At 41.0% G+C, this 14,384-nt stretch carries 14 protein-coding genes; 6 read left to right on the forward strand and 8 right to left on the reverse strand.

Annotation, left to right across the window (positions count from 1 at the left end; all coding sequences use genetic code 11):
• Window positions 1–3 precede the first annotated feature (3 nt).
• Window positions 4–633, reverse strand: coding sequence for an orotate phosphoribosyltransferase (gene pyrE / locus AFM12_RS13295; protein ID WP_055149031.1), 630 nt, complete (start codon window positions 631–633; stop codon window positions 4–6).
• Between the two features lie 43 nt (window positions 634–676).
• Complete coding sequence (locus AFM12_RS13300; protein ID WP_055149032.1) at window positions 677–1,981, reverse strand: hemolysin family protein; 1,305 nt, start codon at window positions 1,979–1,981, stop codon at window positions 677–679.
• Window positions 1,982–2,140: 159 nt separating this feature from the next.
• Here AFM12_RS13300 and AFM12_RS13305 point away from each other — a divergent pair, with 159 nt between their 5' ends.
• Complete coding sequence (locus AFM12_RS13305; RefSeq protein WP_055149033.1) at window positions 2,141–2,836, forward strand: NUDIX hydrolase; 696 nt, start codon at window positions 2,141–2,143, stop codon at window positions 2,834–2,836.
• Window positions 2,837–2,838: 2 nt separating this feature from the next.
• Here AFM12_RS13305 and coaD read toward each other — a convergent pair whose 3' ends face one another.
• Window positions 2,839–3,309, reverse strand: a complete 471-nt coding sequence (gene coaD, locus AFM12_RS13310; RefSeq protein ID WP_055149035.1) for a pantetheine-phosphate adenylyltransferase — start codon at window positions 3,307–3,309, stop codon at window positions 2,839–2,841.
• 137 nt (window positions 3,310–3,446) lie between these two features.
• On the opposite strand from coaD, the gene AFM12_RS13315 reads away from it, so the two are divergent.
• Together AFM12_RS13315 and AFM12_RS13320 are read left to right on the forward strand one after the other, a co-directional pair.
• A complete protein-coding gene (locus AFM12_RS13315) occupies window positions 3,447–4,364 on the forward strand; it encodes an ROK family protein (RefSeq protein WP_055149037.1) in 918 nt (305 codons plus the stop codon).
• On the forward strand, window positions 4,364–4,969 hold the full coding sequence (locus AFM12_RS13320; protein WP_055149039.1) for a hypothetical protein: 606 nt from the start codon (window positions 4,364–4,366) through the stop codon (window positions 4,967–4,969). The genes AFM12_RS13315 and AFM12_RS13320 overlap by 1 nt, the downstream gene beginning before the upstream one ends.
• A 1-nt stretch (window position 4,970) precedes the next feature.
• On the opposite strand, the gene pafA is transcribed toward AFM12_RS13320, so the two are convergent.
• Both pafA and AFM12_RS13330 read right to left on the reverse strand, forming a co-directional pair.
• Window positions 4,971–6,593 (reverse strand): alkaline phosphatase PafA, encoded by a 1,623-nt coding sequence (pafA, locus tag AFM12_RS13325; RefSeq protein ID WP_055149042.1) that lies wholly within the window; start codon window positions 6,591–6,593, stop codon window positions 4,971–4,973.
• Between the two features lie 121 nt (window positions 6,594–6,714).
• On the reverse strand, window positions 6,715–7,689 hold the full coding sequence (locus AFM12_RS13330) for a polyprenyl synthetase family protein (RefSeq protein ID WP_055149044.1): 975 nt from the start codon (window positions 7,687–7,689) through the stop codon (window positions 6,715–6,717).
• Window positions 7,690–7,844: 155 nt separating this feature from the next.
• Here AFM12_RS13330 and AFM12_RS13335 point away from each other — a divergent pair, with 155 nt between their 5' ends.
• Window positions 7,845–8,753, forward strand: a complete 909-nt coding sequence (locus AFM12_RS13335) for a patatin-like phospholipase family protein (RefSeq protein WP_055149046.1) — start codon at window positions 7,845–7,847, stop codon at window positions 8,751–8,753.
• A gap of 4 nt (window positions 8,754–8,757) precedes the next feature.
• Here the strand turns inward: AFM12_RS13335 and AFM12_RS13340 are convergent, their stop codons facing one another.
• Genes AFM12_RS13340 through AFM12_RS13350 form a run of 3 tightly spaced genes read right to left on the reverse strand, consistent with a single transcriptional unit; the run spans window position 8,758 to window position 10,968 of the window.
• Window positions 8,758–9,915 (reverse strand): MFS transporter, encoded by a 1,158-nt coding sequence (locus AFM12_RS13340; RefSeq protein WP_229308506.1) that lies wholly within the window; start codon window positions 9,913–9,915, stop codon window positions 8,758–8,760.
• An 8-nt stretch (window positions 9,916–9,923) separates the two neighbouring features.
• Window positions 9,924–10,313 (reverse strand): VOC family protein, encoded by a 390-nt coding sequence (locus tag AFM12_RS13345; protein ID WP_055149050.1) that lies wholly within the window; start codon window positions 10,311–10,313, stop codon window positions 9,924–9,926.
• Window positions 10,306–10,968 carry an HAD family hydrolase gene (locus tag AFM12_RS13350; protein ID WP_055149052.1) on the reverse strand — a complete coding sequence of 221 codons (663 nt, stop codon included), beginning with the start codon at window positions 10,966–10,968 and terminating at the stop codon, window positions 10,306–10,308. The genes AFM12_RS13345 and AFM12_RS13350 overlap by 8 nt, the downstream gene beginning before the upstream one ends.
• Window positions 10,969–11,092: 124 nt before the next feature.
• On the opposite strand from AFM12_RS13350, the gene uvrA reads away from it, so the two are divergent.
• Together uvrA and AFM12_RS13360 are read left to right on the forward strand one after the other, a co-directional pair.
• On the forward strand, window positions 11,093–13,915 hold the full coding sequence (gene uvrA, locus AFM12_RS13355) for an excinuclease ABC subunit UvrA (protein WP_055149053.1): 2,823 nt from the start codon (window positions 11,093–11,095) through the stop codon (window positions 13,913–13,915).
• The gene (locus AFM12_RS13360) at window positions 13,912–14,370 is read left to right on the forward strand and encodes a DUF6265 family protein (RefSeq protein WP_055149054.1); all 459 of its coding nucleotides are present in this window, start codon (window positions 13,912–13,914) and stop codon (window positions 14,368–14,370) included. The genes uvrA and AFM12_RS13360 overlap by 4 nt, the downstream gene beginning before the upstream one ends.
• Window positions 14,371–14,384: the final 14 nt, after the last annotated feature.

Raw genomic sequence — 14,384 nt, forward strand, 5'->3', positions numbered from 1 at the left:
GTTTTACTTACCCCACTTCTCAGGCGATCTACGCCACTTTTTGAGGGAGTCGATATCTTCTTCTTTGACGTAGTTTTGCTTTTTAGCCTCGTCAATAAGGAAAGAATAGTTACTCAGAGTCACCAGTGGAACACCGGCTTCCTCAAAATTGGTATCAGCAACTTTAAAACCGTAGGTCATGATAGCGATCATTCCGATGACCTCAATACCCTGGGCTCTGAGAGCATCCACAGCTTTGAGAGAGCTTCCACCGGTTGAAATAAGATCTTCAAGTACCACAACTTTCTGACCTTTCTCTATTCGACCTTCGATTTGATTACCCATACCATGCTCTTTTGGTTTTGGCCGAACATAGGCAAATGGTACTTTGAGATAATCAGCCACCAAAGCTCCCTGAGCGATGCCTGCTGTGGCAACACCCGCCACTAATTGCACTTCAGGAAAATTCTTTTTAATGGCCTTCGCCAATGCTTTTTTGATAAAAGTACGCCCTTCTACATCAGAAAGTGTAATTCTATTATCGCAGTAAATTGGGGATTTCCAACCGCTACTCCAGGTAAAGGGGTTTGCCGGACTCAGTTTTACGGCTTCGGTTTTCAATAGAATAGTGGCTATTTTTCTCGCTGTAGTCATTCTAAATAGATGTCAGAGTCACTTAGTTGACTCCAGATTAATATCAGTCTTCTTCGATCACGATTTCTTCACCATCAATTCTGCTCACAAGAATTTTATCGATACGGTTTTTGTCCATATCCACAATCTCGAAACGGAACTCCTCCCATTCAAATTTGTCACCAGTATCAGGGATTTCCTGAAGAATTTCAAGGGCAAAACCGCCCATAGTGTCAAATCCCGAGTATTCCTTTCTATTGCTCAACTCAATATCAAACTCCTGCAAAAATTCATCGAAAGGCAAAGAGGCATCAATCAGGAATGTACCATCATCTCTCCTGAATATCTCAAATTCAAATTCGTTGGTCTCTGAAATATCACCTACAAGAGCATCCAGAATATCATTCATGGTTACCACACCCTGCACGCTACCATATTCATCAACGATTACACCAAAGTGCTTTCGTTCTTCCTGAAATTTCTCTAATACCTGGTAACCCAAATTATTTTCGGGTATAAAAAGACACTCCCTGAGATTAGACTCCAGATTTTTCAGTTCTGCCGTAAGTGACTTCCCAAGAATATCCTTGACGTAGAGAAGACCCATCATATTATTGATACCATCCTTACAAACCGGATATACCGAGTGACGGGAATCCATCACTTTTTTACGGTTAATATTATAGGGATCTTCCAAATCGAGGTAAGTCACTTCGTTAATGTTTGTCATCAAAGAAGTGATTTTTCTATCGCCGAGATGAAAAACATTCTGAACAATTTCATGTTCAATTTCCTCAATGGCTCCACCCGTAGCTCCTTCCTTAGCCAATGATTTTATTTCTTCTTCGGTTATGGAGTTATCCGATTCTTTGATACCCGTAAGACTGAACAAAAACTTACTGGTTTGACTCAAAACCCATATCAATGGAGAGGTAATTTTTGACAACAAAGCCATAGGCCCTGCCATAAATTTTGAGATACCCTCAGGCACAGCCATGCCTATTCTTTTCGGTAAAAGTTCACCAAAAATCAACGATAAAAAGGTAACAGCAATGGTGATCAGAGCCACCGAAAGGGTTTCAGCATAAGGAACTAAGGCAGGAATTTGCTCAAAAAGAGGTTTCACATAGACTCCGAGTCGGTCACCGGAGTAAATACCTGTAAAAATACTGATGAGGGTAATACCTATCTGAACAGTACTGAGAAACTTATTAGGGGATCCCGCAAGATCAAGAGCAGCCTGGGCTTTCTTGTCTCCGTTTTTGGCGGCTATTTCAAGCTTAGTTTTTCTTGAAGATATCAGGGCGATTTCTGACATAGAAAACAACCCGTTGAGAAGGATCAGGAAGAAAAGTATAAATATTTCCATTAAGCATTGTAACCTCACATGAGGTTATCGAGCACCATTTAATTGATATGCAAAATAATACAATTGTGAGACGCTTTGCTACTGAAAAATAATTTTTTTAGAAATCAGGGGCATACATCTTTATCAAAGTCTAATTTTGCAGCAAATCGAAACATTTTTATGATCATATTCATCAATGACAGGCCCTTGAAATTAGTAGCCAAAAAGAATTTCAATCAGGCCTCTAAAGATGATTACCACACCCTGATCACCGGCAATAAAAAGATCAGAGATATTGAAGAGTGGAAGAAAAAAGTGCTTGTTCTGGATGCAAACAACGCTTTTTTAAACGATTTTTTTAAGACAATCAAGGAAGTCAAAAAATTCAGTTTCAAATCAGCTACGTTTTTGGTTTCCTCGGTACCTGAAGCCTATCAAACCCTTTCAAAACACTACAAAATAGTGGATGCCGCAGGTGGAGTAGTTCTGAACGACGAGGGTGAAATTTTAATGATTTACCGAAGAAACAAATGGGATTTACCCAAAGGAAAAGCTGAAAAAGGTGAAACCATTATTGAAACCGCTGAAAGAGAAGTGGAGGAAGAATGCGGAATTGAGGTCAAGGTAATTGATGATTATTTTGTATCCTACCATACCTATACGCACAAAAATGAACGCGTACTAAAACGTACTTACTGGTACAAAATGTCACTTATTTCTGATGATAATATGCAGCCTCAGCTTGAAGAGGAAATTGAGGAAATAAGATGGATGAACAGAAGTGAAATGCACAAGGCGTTGGAGGATAGTTACCCCTCCATAGCTCAGGTTATTGATGAGACCATCTCGCAAAAACTTCAATTCATGGAAAACTAAACTTAATCTGAGGTCAGACTTTCTAAGGGATAAGGTAAATAGTCACTCACATCAACCCCGTAACTGTGAAGCTCACGAACGATCGTAGAACTAATCGGGGCAAGAGATGGTGAAGTAATAAGGAAAACCGTTTCCAACCCTTCTACTATTTGCCGGTTCACCTGAGCAATGGTGTTTTCATACTCAAAGTCAGTGGTGTTTCTCAAACCTCTCAAAAGAAACTTTGCTCCGTAATCTCTGGCTACGTTGGCCGTTAGGTCATCATAATTAACAACTCGTATTCGAGCATCATCATTAAAAGCCCCTTTAATTACCTTCTCCATGAGTTCCAGAGAAAAATGCCTCTTCTTTGCGGGATTGGTACCAATACCTATGATAACCTGATCAAATAACTTCAGTCCACGCTCCACAATGTCTGCATGGCCTTTGGTAAAAGGGTCGAAAGATCCGGGAAAAAACGCTATGCGTTCCATTGTTCTCACTTCAATAGTTTTGGTAAAGATGAACAGCTTTTAACGCTTTTCAAAAAATACTTTAAACCCTGCAACAGCTTCTTCTTTGATATTTTCTTCAAATCAGGCATTTTGCAGATACTTAACCTAATTACTGAATGAATATTGAAAAGCACCTTTGGGGCGTAGATCTGGGCGGCACCAAAATAGAAGGCATTGTTATCGGGGCAGAAAGTAATGATGTCATTATTCGTGAAAGAATCCCTACTGAGGCCAACAAAGGCTACGAGCATATCATAAGTCAGATTAAAAAACTTATTGACCTTTTGATTGAAAAAACCGGTTTTAAGCCTGAGGCCATCGGTTTTAGTACTCCCGGGACCCTTGATCCGGGGTCACAGACCATGAAAAACTGCAATACTACCTGTATGAATGGTCAGCCCATGAAAAAAGACCTGAAAAATGCTTTGGGTGTACGCATTGAAATGGCCAATGATGCCAATTGCTTTGCTTTGGCAGAAGCCACTATGGGAATTGTCCCTGAAAAATACCCTACTGCTCAGGTTGTTTTTGGTGTAATTATGGGTACCGGAGTTGGTGGTGGTGTAGTCGTCAACGGCAAGGTACTGAACGGGAAACACGGTATTGCCGGCGAATGGGGACATAATGTACTGGAAGAGGATGGTGTAGAGTGTTATTGTGGAAAGAGAGGATGCAATGAAAACGTATTCTCGGGCAAAGCTCTTGAAAAGTATTATGCGGATATCAGCGGCACTAAAAGATCTTTAAAAGAAGTGGTGCAACGATACCGTGCAAACGAAGATGAGCACGCCACGGCAACAATGAAAAGGCTTTTTGAGTCCTTTGGCAAGGCGATACATTACATTATCAATGTCTTAGACCCCGATGTGGTTGTTCTTGGCGGAGGTGTTAGCAATATTGACGAAATCTACTCGAAAGGTGTGGAAGAAGTCAAAAAGTATATTTTTAACCATAAAAAGGTGGAAACGGTATTTCTTAAACCAAAACTGGGAGACAGTGCCGGGGTCTTTGGAGCTGTGGAGTTGGTACGCTAATGAACTATCAATTTCATTTTTACCCTACTCTGCTTAATGAATTTCAACGGTACTTCAAAGAACCTGATCAAGAATCAAAAAAGCGACTTCTTAACCGAATAAACAGAATACCCGAAACAGATCCCGAAGTCTTACAAAAATTCAAAAAAGGAATTCGTTTTGAAGAGGCTGTACTTAAAGACAAGTCCTCGGAGATTTCTTTTGAGCTCATTGAAGAAGCAAGGTCACTTTTACCAATCAGTAGAAAAACACAGCAATTAGTGAGCTTCATTCATCAAAACATCCGCTTTTATGGCTTCGCTGATGTTTTGGGAGAAGAGAGGGTTATCGATCTCAAATCCACCGCAAAACACAGACCAGGCAGACATGACCTGAATTTTCAGAACCTTTACCTGTACGCTCTTCAGGACTATGGGTTCAAATCGATGGAATATATTATATGCGATTTTGAGCAGATTTTTGTCGAAAGCTATCAACTCAGAGAGTATGACTTTGACCCCTTATTACAACAAATGGAGGAATTCAGAGCTTTTGTGCTCGCTCACAGAAATTTGATTACCGATAAGAAGATCATTCAGGAAATTCAGCCCGACCTTTTTGGCTGATTTATTTCAACACTTCCTCGATAGGCTTACCCACAGAGCCGTTTGGCTCCTGAATTCCGAGCAACTGACTTAAGGTAGCGGCTATATCAGAAATATATGTTGGTTTGACGGTTTCGCCATTCGATATTCCGTAACCATACCATAACAAAGGAACGTGGGTATCATAAGCCCACATAGTACCGTGAGTTGTTCCTTTATTATATCCGTGGAACCAGCCTGGTTCAACTAAAATCATCAATTCACCGGTTCTTTTGGGATTGTATAGGTTCTGGAGCAATGATTGATAAAATGGCGGGACACCACCCAATTCTCCTTCGGCCAGATTAACGAGATTATAAACACCCTCTTCAAGCGTTAGAATTGGTTGTAAATATTCAAAGACGTCTTCAAGATCAACATCCTTCTCACTCATCAGGTTACGATTCATGTAAATCTGATAATTGTCAACAGCTCTGATCCAGTCGCCATCTCCAAATTCCTGATCCAAAAGGGCCTCTACTTTATTCTGGAATTCACGACCGATGAATAATCCACCAGGTATCTTATTCTTCATTAAATAAGCCGGAATATCGGCAACAGCATGATCAGCAGTCAGGAAAACGGTGTAATTGCCCTCTCCTACCTGAGCATCAAGTTCGTTCAGTAGCCTTGCTATATCCTGATCAAGTCTCAGGTAAATATCTTCAATTTCAACGGACTGCGGCCCAAAGGCATGACCTGCATAATCTGGTGACGAAAAACTAATAGCCAGAAAATCGGTGTATTTACCTTTACCGAGATTTTCACTTTTCATTGCTTCCAAGGCAAAATCAAGCGTTAAGGTATTGCCCCATGGAGTAGAAGCCAAAGAGCCCAATTTAATTGAATGAGGAAAAACAGCTTTTGTTTCGCCGCTTATTGTGTTTTCATAAGGCTGATCATCCTCTTCCGAGGCTGTGTAAGTTTCAATATCGTATAAAGTATTCCACGTGAGGCTTGCATACGCTTCGGCTTTGTCTGCATTATTGAACTTAGTAGCCCATTCCGGCAAAGCGTCCATATAATGCGTACTGCTAATCCAATTACCGGTAGATGAATCAAACCAATAAGCTGTACCCGTATGACCTGCAGGCATGATAGCTCCTCTGTCTTTGATAGCCACTCCAATGACTTTCGACCCAAACTGGGTTGCCATTCTTAATTGATCAGTAATAGAAGTGACTTTGAGATTTTTCGGAGACATTTTACCGGCACGGTCGCTACCTTCCCCTACTACACTCGCTGTACTGTCTGAGGCCACGTACATACCTTGGCCACTAATCTTTTCAAACCACTCATTACCTACAATCCCTGATACCGCCGGCACACTTCCAGAATAAACATGAGCGTGGCCTGGCCCGGTAACTGTGGAAGCATAATGATAATGATTATTCTTACAATTAAACCCCTGACTCATGAGGCGTTTGAAACCTCCTTCCGAATATCTGTCAGCAAAGCGATTGAGATATTCATACCGCATCTGATCTACCACTATACCCACCACTAGTTTGTTTTCAGCGTTTTTCTGAACCAAACTGGAGTTTTTTGGCTGAGCAAAGCAAGAATTTAGCGAAACGAGAGCTACAAGGGTAAGAAGTCTATTCACGAGTGTAATTTTTTGGCAATTTAATCAATCAACAAATGGGAGGCGATTGTTAAGATTAAGTTTTGATGAAGAATGACTTTTCATTATTTATTGAAAATACGATAAATTTAGCATTTCCAATTTATTTAGTCCTTTCAATAGTATATTGAATCAATTGTTTCAAAGACTCTTTAAAAGGAGAATCCGGAAATTCTTTTAGAATGGTGTAAGCCTCATTGACATAACCGATCATCACCTCTTTGGTGTAGGTTATTCCACCGCTTTGCTTCACAAAATTGATAACTTCCTGAACTTTAGCTGGTTTATTTGAATGCCTTTTTACAATATTAATGATTCGGTTTCGCTGTAGTCTTCCTGAATTATTGAGGGCATATATCAGTGGAAGCGTCATTTTTTTCTCTTTGATATCAATACCCGTTGGTTTCCCGATTTCCTCATCTCCGTAATCAAAAAGATCATCTTTAATCTGGAAAGCCAAACCAATTTTCTCTCCCAGTAGTCTTGATTTTTCAATGAGATCATCCTCTACACCCGCAGAACTAGCCCCTGCTGCACAACAACTGGCAATTAATGACGCAGTCTTTTTCCGAATTATTTCATAATAAACTTCTTCGGAAATATTGAGTTTACGAGCTTTTTCAATCTGCAGAAGTTCGCCCTCACTCATCTCAGTTACCGACTGATTGATTATGCCCAGCAGATTATACTCCTGATTTTTGACACTCAAATCCAGTCCTTTTGAAAGAAGGAAATCACCCACTAATACCGCGATTTTATTCTTCCAAAGAGCTTTAATTGAGAAAAAACCTCGACGATAATCAGAGTCATCCACTACGTCGTCATGAACCAGAGAAGCCGTATGAACAAGTTCTATCAATGAAGCGGCACGATAAGTTGACTCGGTGATTCCGCCATTGATTCCTGCAGACAAAAACACGAACATAGGTCTGATTTGCTTACCCTTGCGATGGATAATGTACCGCATGATCTGATCAAGCAGCATTACATCGGTTTTCATGGAACTCCGGAATTTGCGTTCAAATTCCTTCATTTCATTAATGATGGGTCTTTGTATGTCCTTAATTTTTATCGACATTCGACGTTCCTGCAGGGAACAGTGGCTTTGAGAGTATAGATTACAATTTTACAACGCAAAAATATAAATTTGCATTCGACGGAATCAATATAAATTAGCATATATTATTCGTCCTAAAATTTCTTACGAAAAGATAATAAAATCACCAAAGAAGAATGAGAGCATTAGTGCTGGGAGGAGGTTCACTCAAAGGAGCATGGCAAGCCGGAGCCGTTCAGGCGGTTTTAGAAACGGGCTTCCAGCCAGAAATGATTTATGGAATCTCCGCCGGTGCCCTCAATAGCTCGTTTATAGCCAACGAGGCTGGCAAACAACATGTTTCTCATGGGGCTATCGACTGGGAGCTCGTCAATAAAAAACTCATTTCTTTTTGGGTCGAAAATATCACAAAACCATCTGATATAGGCATTCTAAAATCACGGTGGATGCTGGGAATTGAAACCATTCTTAGCCGATTTGATGGTTTGCTTGATACCAATCCTTTGCACGAAAAACTCAAACACCATATTGACCTGACAAATCTCAGACGCAGCCCGGTTAAACTCAAGGTAGGTGCAGTCAACGTCAATACGGGTCAAATGCACTATGCTGACCCAATGGAGCAACACTTTCTGGATTACCTGAGAGCAAGTAGTTCCCTGCCTATCATCATGCCTGCCATTCAGATCGGCGGAGATCATCGTCAGGCTTTTCTGGATGGGGGCCTTAGAGAGGTGGTTCCTTTGAAAAAGGCAATTGAAGATGGAGCTACTGAAATTTATGCCATTGCCACGCACCCAAAACATCGCAAACTGGAACCAATCAATTACCGATCCTTTTTTTCCTTAATTGAACGAATAAAAGACATTTCGGTTAACCAGTTTGAAAACAATGATATAGACTGGGCAGAAAACTATAACGAAAACCTGATGAGCATTGCCGGTTTTTCACTCAACAAAAAGATAAGCCTAAAAATCATCAGGCCTATGGAACCTATCAATATCAAACTGACAAGCTTTACCAGCGAGGAAATCAGAGAGGTAATTAAAGAGGGATATCAGTATGCTTATACGCAACTGAAATAATTCGTCAATAGAGCTTAACGGTTCTGGATAAATACATCCAGATTAAAGCTAAAAAGGTAACCACTCCTAGAGCTATTGAAAGGCTCGTCGCCTCCGAAATAAAGCCAATTAATACAGGTCCCACCATAAAGCCGCCCATAGCAAAGGTGTTCAAAATGGCCAGTCCGTTGCTTTTTGACACTCCCGGTACCCTGGCTGCACTTCCGTAGAGTATTGGAGCAGCACATGATACCCCGGCACCTACCATCGCAAAACCAACTATCGAGGTCCACACCATGGGAAGAAAGATGGCTAACAGAAGTCCGGCAGCAGATAGAAGCCCTCCGGCTGTTAACACCTTATTGGCACCGAGTTTTGGAATTAAACTATCGCCGTATAACCTACCCAAAGCCATAAACAGTGAGTAACCTGAAAGCCCCCAGCCCACAAAATAAGGACTACTCTTGACCACATCCCGCATATAAACGGAGGTCCAGTCAGCCATGGTTCCCTCTACAATGTTTCCACACACTCCAATCAAAATCATGATCAAAAATGCCCCTTTCGGAATAAAAAAGCGACTTTTTTGACCTACCTGACTTTCCTCTTCCTGAATTTTAAAAATCGTTGATTTAACGGAAAAGGCTAAAACGATAACTAAAACCGATATTCCTAACATGTAAGAACCAGGTAAAATGCCCGCTCCCCGACCAATACTCGCCAATAACGAACCAAGCATCAAACCCACACTAAACATGCCATGGCAGGTGCTCATGATATTGATTTTCTGATGAGACTCAATACTAGTCACACCCATATTTTGAGCAATGTTGGTTATTGAAATCCCGGCTCCGCAGAGGTATAATCCGGGAGGAATAAAATATATGGATGGAGCATTAATCGGAATCAAAAAGGCCAGAGCCATGCCTATCATGCTTCCAACGGTAGTGGTTTTCATCCCTAATTTAGAAACCAGCCAGGCTCCTATCATATTAGCCGTAAGAGCCCCTAAAGGCATGCTGAGTAAAATTAGGCCCAGGTCAGCGTCATTTAGCCCAAACTTATCTTTTACGAAAGGGATAAAAGTGGCCCAGGTACCAAAAAGAAAGCCGATAGAAAAAAATGAGGCTCCGATAGCCCGGCTTTGCCTGTTTTTTAGAAAAGAATCAGTGAGATGTTTCAAAATACGACTTAAACGGTAATTTCTATTCGATTTCCTTCGGGATCAAGCACAACGCTTTCATAGTAGCCATCTCCAGTAGTACGGCATTCGCCCACGACCACAAAACCATCTTCTCGTAAAGCTTCTGTTAATCTGTCCACTTCATCTTTAGAACCGACGGACATAGCCATGTGAGTATAGCCCAATTGCTCAAACCCAGGCTTCTCACCTTCAATTATTGAAGTTTTGGCCATTAGTTCAAGTCGGCTTCCTTCATCAAAAGTCAGAAAATAAGATTCAAAACCTTTGGTAGAATTGACATACTTTTCGTTGCACTTAGCACCAAAATAGGCTATATAAAAAGACCGCATTGCCTCCAGATTTCGGCAGTAGAGTGCTAAATGTTCAATTTTAGGCATACTTCAAAAAAGTTTGAATCTGACTCAGTGAAACATCAGCATAAGTATTGATATGATGATCACAAGGCGGCAACTCTTCTTTGGTATGACTACTCAAAACACCTACCACTTTCATTCCGGCATTTATGGCCGCCGATACTCCGCTGAAAGAATCTTCAAAAACCACACAATTTTGAGGTTCAACACCCAGATTAGCCGCCGTGGTCAGGTAAACTTCAGGATCTGGCTTGTGTTTGGATACATCTTCTGAGGCCATGATGCTTTCCATTTGAGGTTCAAAACCCAGTTTTCCCATAATCAGGTCAAGATTAGCCCTGGGTGCCGATGTGGCAACTCCGGTTTTAAAACCATTTGTTTTTAGCAGTTCCAACCAATTGAGAAAACCCGAAATGGGCTCAATTTCATTGGCATAAATTTCTCTGAAAAGCCCTTCTTTTTCATCTTCCATTTGTTTGAACTCGTCTCCAACTATTTCTCTGCCCAAAAAATGCTTCAAGATGTAACTATTGCTTTTACCAAACATATGCTCAGCAAACTCCTGATCTGTAGGGTTGAGGCCTCTTTTCTCAAAAAACACCCGAAAGGCTTTGGAATGATAAGGATTAGTGTGACAAATCACCCCATCCATGTCAAAAATGACGGCTTTTTTACTCATGCCCGCAAAGGTACTTGTTCTCAGAATTTATTAAGAATTCAATTGAGGAGATTTTTAGCAATACCCCTGATGAAGGCTTTGTCATTTGTATATTTGCGGATTAATTCATTTCCTACAAAACCGGATGACCAAAGTCGATATCAGCCGCCTGGATCCCAAAAATTATATCATTATCAAAGGTGCCCGCGTCAACAACTTGAAAAATGTTGACGTGGCTATTCAAAGAAATAAACTGACCGTAGTGACCGGCCTATCCGGCAGCGGGAAGTCTTCACTAGCCTTTGACACACTATATGCGGAAGGTCAGCGTATGTACGTTGAAAGTCTTAGCTCCTATGCCCGCCAATTTTTGGGAAGAATGGAAAAACCGGAGGTGGACTACATTCGTGGTGTTTCGCCGGCAATTGCCATTGAGCAAAGAGTAAGCACTAAAAATCCACGTTCAACAGTAGGAACCACAACTGAGATTTATGACTATCTGAAACTGCTCTTTGCCCGTGCGGGCAAAACAATTTCACCGGTGAGTGGAAAAGAAGTCAAAAAAGACACAGTAACAGATGTCTGTGACTTCATCTTTTCTCACGAAGAAGGCCAAAAAGTCATGATTTTAACTCCTTTAAAAGTTTCTGAAGGAAGAACATTAGAAAAGGAGCTTGACCTTCTACTTAAAAAAGGATTCAATCGCGTCGCTCAAAACGGTGAAATTCAACAGATTGAGGAATTACTCGAGATTAAAAATATCAAGAAATCAGATCAGTTTGAGATTTTGATTGATAGAGCCGTTGTGCGATTTGATGAAAACAATGAGCCTGATGAGGACACGCTTTATCGAATCTCAGACTCTGTGCAAACTGCATTTTTTGAAGGACAAGGCGATTGTCATATCGAAATTTTAGGAAAGGAGAAAAAAGCGTTCTCTGATCGTTTTGAGGCTGATGGAATGAGCTTTGAAGAGCCTTCGGTCAATTTATTTACGTTCAACAACCCCTATGGAGCATGTAAACGTTGCGACGGCTTCGGGAAAGTTTTAGGAATTGATGAAGATCTGGTGATACCGGATAAAGAACTCTCCATTTTTGAAGGAGCTATTGCCCCGTGGCGATCTGAACGAATGAGCGACTGGCTGGCACCGTTGATCAAAAACGGAATTCGCTTTGACTTTCCGATTCACAGATCATATAAAGATTTGACGGATGAGCAGAAAAAGCTGGTCTGGAGCGGTAATGATTATTTTGAGGGCCTGGATGCCTTTTTCAAAGACCTTGAAAAACAGACCTATAAAGTTCAGTATCGTGTGATGCTGAGCAGATACCGTGGACGTACTATCTGCCCGGAATGCCGTGGAACACGTCTAAGAGGTGACGCATCTTTTGTGAAAATCAATGACCACTCCATTACTGATTTAGTTTTGATGCCTGTCAAAAAGGCCAGAGATTTTTTTGAAGAACTGAAACTGGAAAGTCAGCAGGAGAAAATAAGCAAACGAATTCTGCTGGAGGTTAAAAACAGACTGGAGTATCTGGACAGGGTTGGTTTAGGCTATCTTACTTTAAACCGGCTAACTTCTACCTTATCGGGAGGTGAATTTCAGCGAATAAAGCTGGCAACTTCGCTCGGCTCAGCTTTGGTGGGCAGTATGTATATTCTGGATGAGCCGAGTATCGGACTTCATCCAAGAGATACGCAAAAACTGGTTTCGGTTTTAGAATCACTGCGTGATTTGGGCAATACGGTCATCGTGGTAGAGCATGAAGAAGAGGTCATGGAAGCAGCGGATGAAATCATTGACATCGGGCCTGATGCCGGAAACCTGGGAGGAGAACTCGTCTTTCAGGGTGATAGGGAAGACATTCAAAAAGCTCCGGCTGGAGAAGTTTCTCACACCATTCGATTCCTGAAAGGTGAAGATAAAATTGAGATACCTAAAAGAAGACGAAAAGCCATTGATTTCCTAAATCTTACGGGAGCTTCTGAAAATAACCTTAAGAATGTGGATGTCAAATTCCCGCTGAATGTACTCAGTGTAGTCACAGGTGTCAGTGGTTCCGGGAAGTCAACATTAGTCAGAAAAATACTTTATCCCGCCCTTGCAAAAATTAAAGGTGAATATTCACAGGATTCAGGCAAATACAAAGAACTTACTGGAAGCATCAGCAGAATAGAACGGGTTGAAATGGTGGACCAAAACCCCATCGGAAAAAGTAGCCGCTCCAATCCGGTAACGTATATCAAAGCGTATGATGCCATCAGGGCATTAATGGCAGATCAACCTTTAGCAAAGCAGCGGGACTATAAGCCAGCCTTTTTCTCGTTCAATGTAGATGGTGGAAGATGCGAAGCGTGTGCTGGTGAAGGAGAGCAAACAATAGAAATGCAGTTTATGGCTGATGTAAAACTAACATGTGAAAGCTGCAAAGGCAAACGTTTCAAACAGGAAGTACTTGAGGTAAAATACAATGAGAAAGACATCTCAGACATCCTTGACATGACTATTGATGAAGCTCTGGAGTTCTTTAAAGAAAGCCAGCCTAAGCTTTATGAGAAATTGCTCCCGCTACAAGATGTTGGTCTCGGCTATATCAGATTAGGCCAATCTTCTAATACCTTGTCAGGTGGTGAAGCTCAACGTGTTAAATTGGCATTCTTCCTTGGCAAAGGCAACTCAGATAAAGGAAAAACTCTATTTATTTTTGATGAACCCACCACTGGCTTACATTTTCATGATATTCAAAAATTATTGAAAGCTCTGAATGAATTGATTGAGCAAGGAGATTCTGTCCTCATTATTGAGCATAATATGGAAGTCATCAAATCAGCCGACTGGATAATCGATCTTGGGCCGGAGGGAGGAGAAGAAGGTGGCTATATCTGTTTTGAAGGTACACCCGAAGAAATGGCCAAAATTAAAGGAAATTATACAGCAGACTTCTTAAGAGAAAAGTTATGAGATTCCTAATCCTTGTCATTATTGCCGGCTTATTCAATTCATGTTCTACAAGCTTATCTGAGGAGAAACAGGAAAATAACCTGGATTGGTTATTGGGATCATGGCAAAGAACTAATGACGAAGATGGTAGAGAAACTTTTGAATCATGGTCTAAACAAAATGATTCTAATTACTATGGACTAGGTTACACCTTAAGCGAAGGAGATACCGTTTTCAGAGAAGATTTAAGAATTTTCAGGAAAGACTCCTCCTGGGTTTTCGAGGTGACCGGGGTAAATGAAGACCCTACACTTTTTATTTTTACTCAGTCCGATTCGGTTTCCTTCCTCGCCGAAAATCCTGAAAATGATTTCCCAAAAGCTATTGAGTACAAAAAAACCAAAGAAGGCTTTCATGCTGAAGTGAAGTCAGACGAGATGAGCATTGGTTTTGATTTCATTCACTCTCTGGATTAACCTTTACTTAGCTT

The organism is Jiulongibacter sediminis (assembly GCF_001306455.1).
GTDB lineage: Bacteria > Bacteroidota > Bacteroidia > Cytophagales > Spirosomataceae > Jiulongibacter > Jiulongibacter sediminis.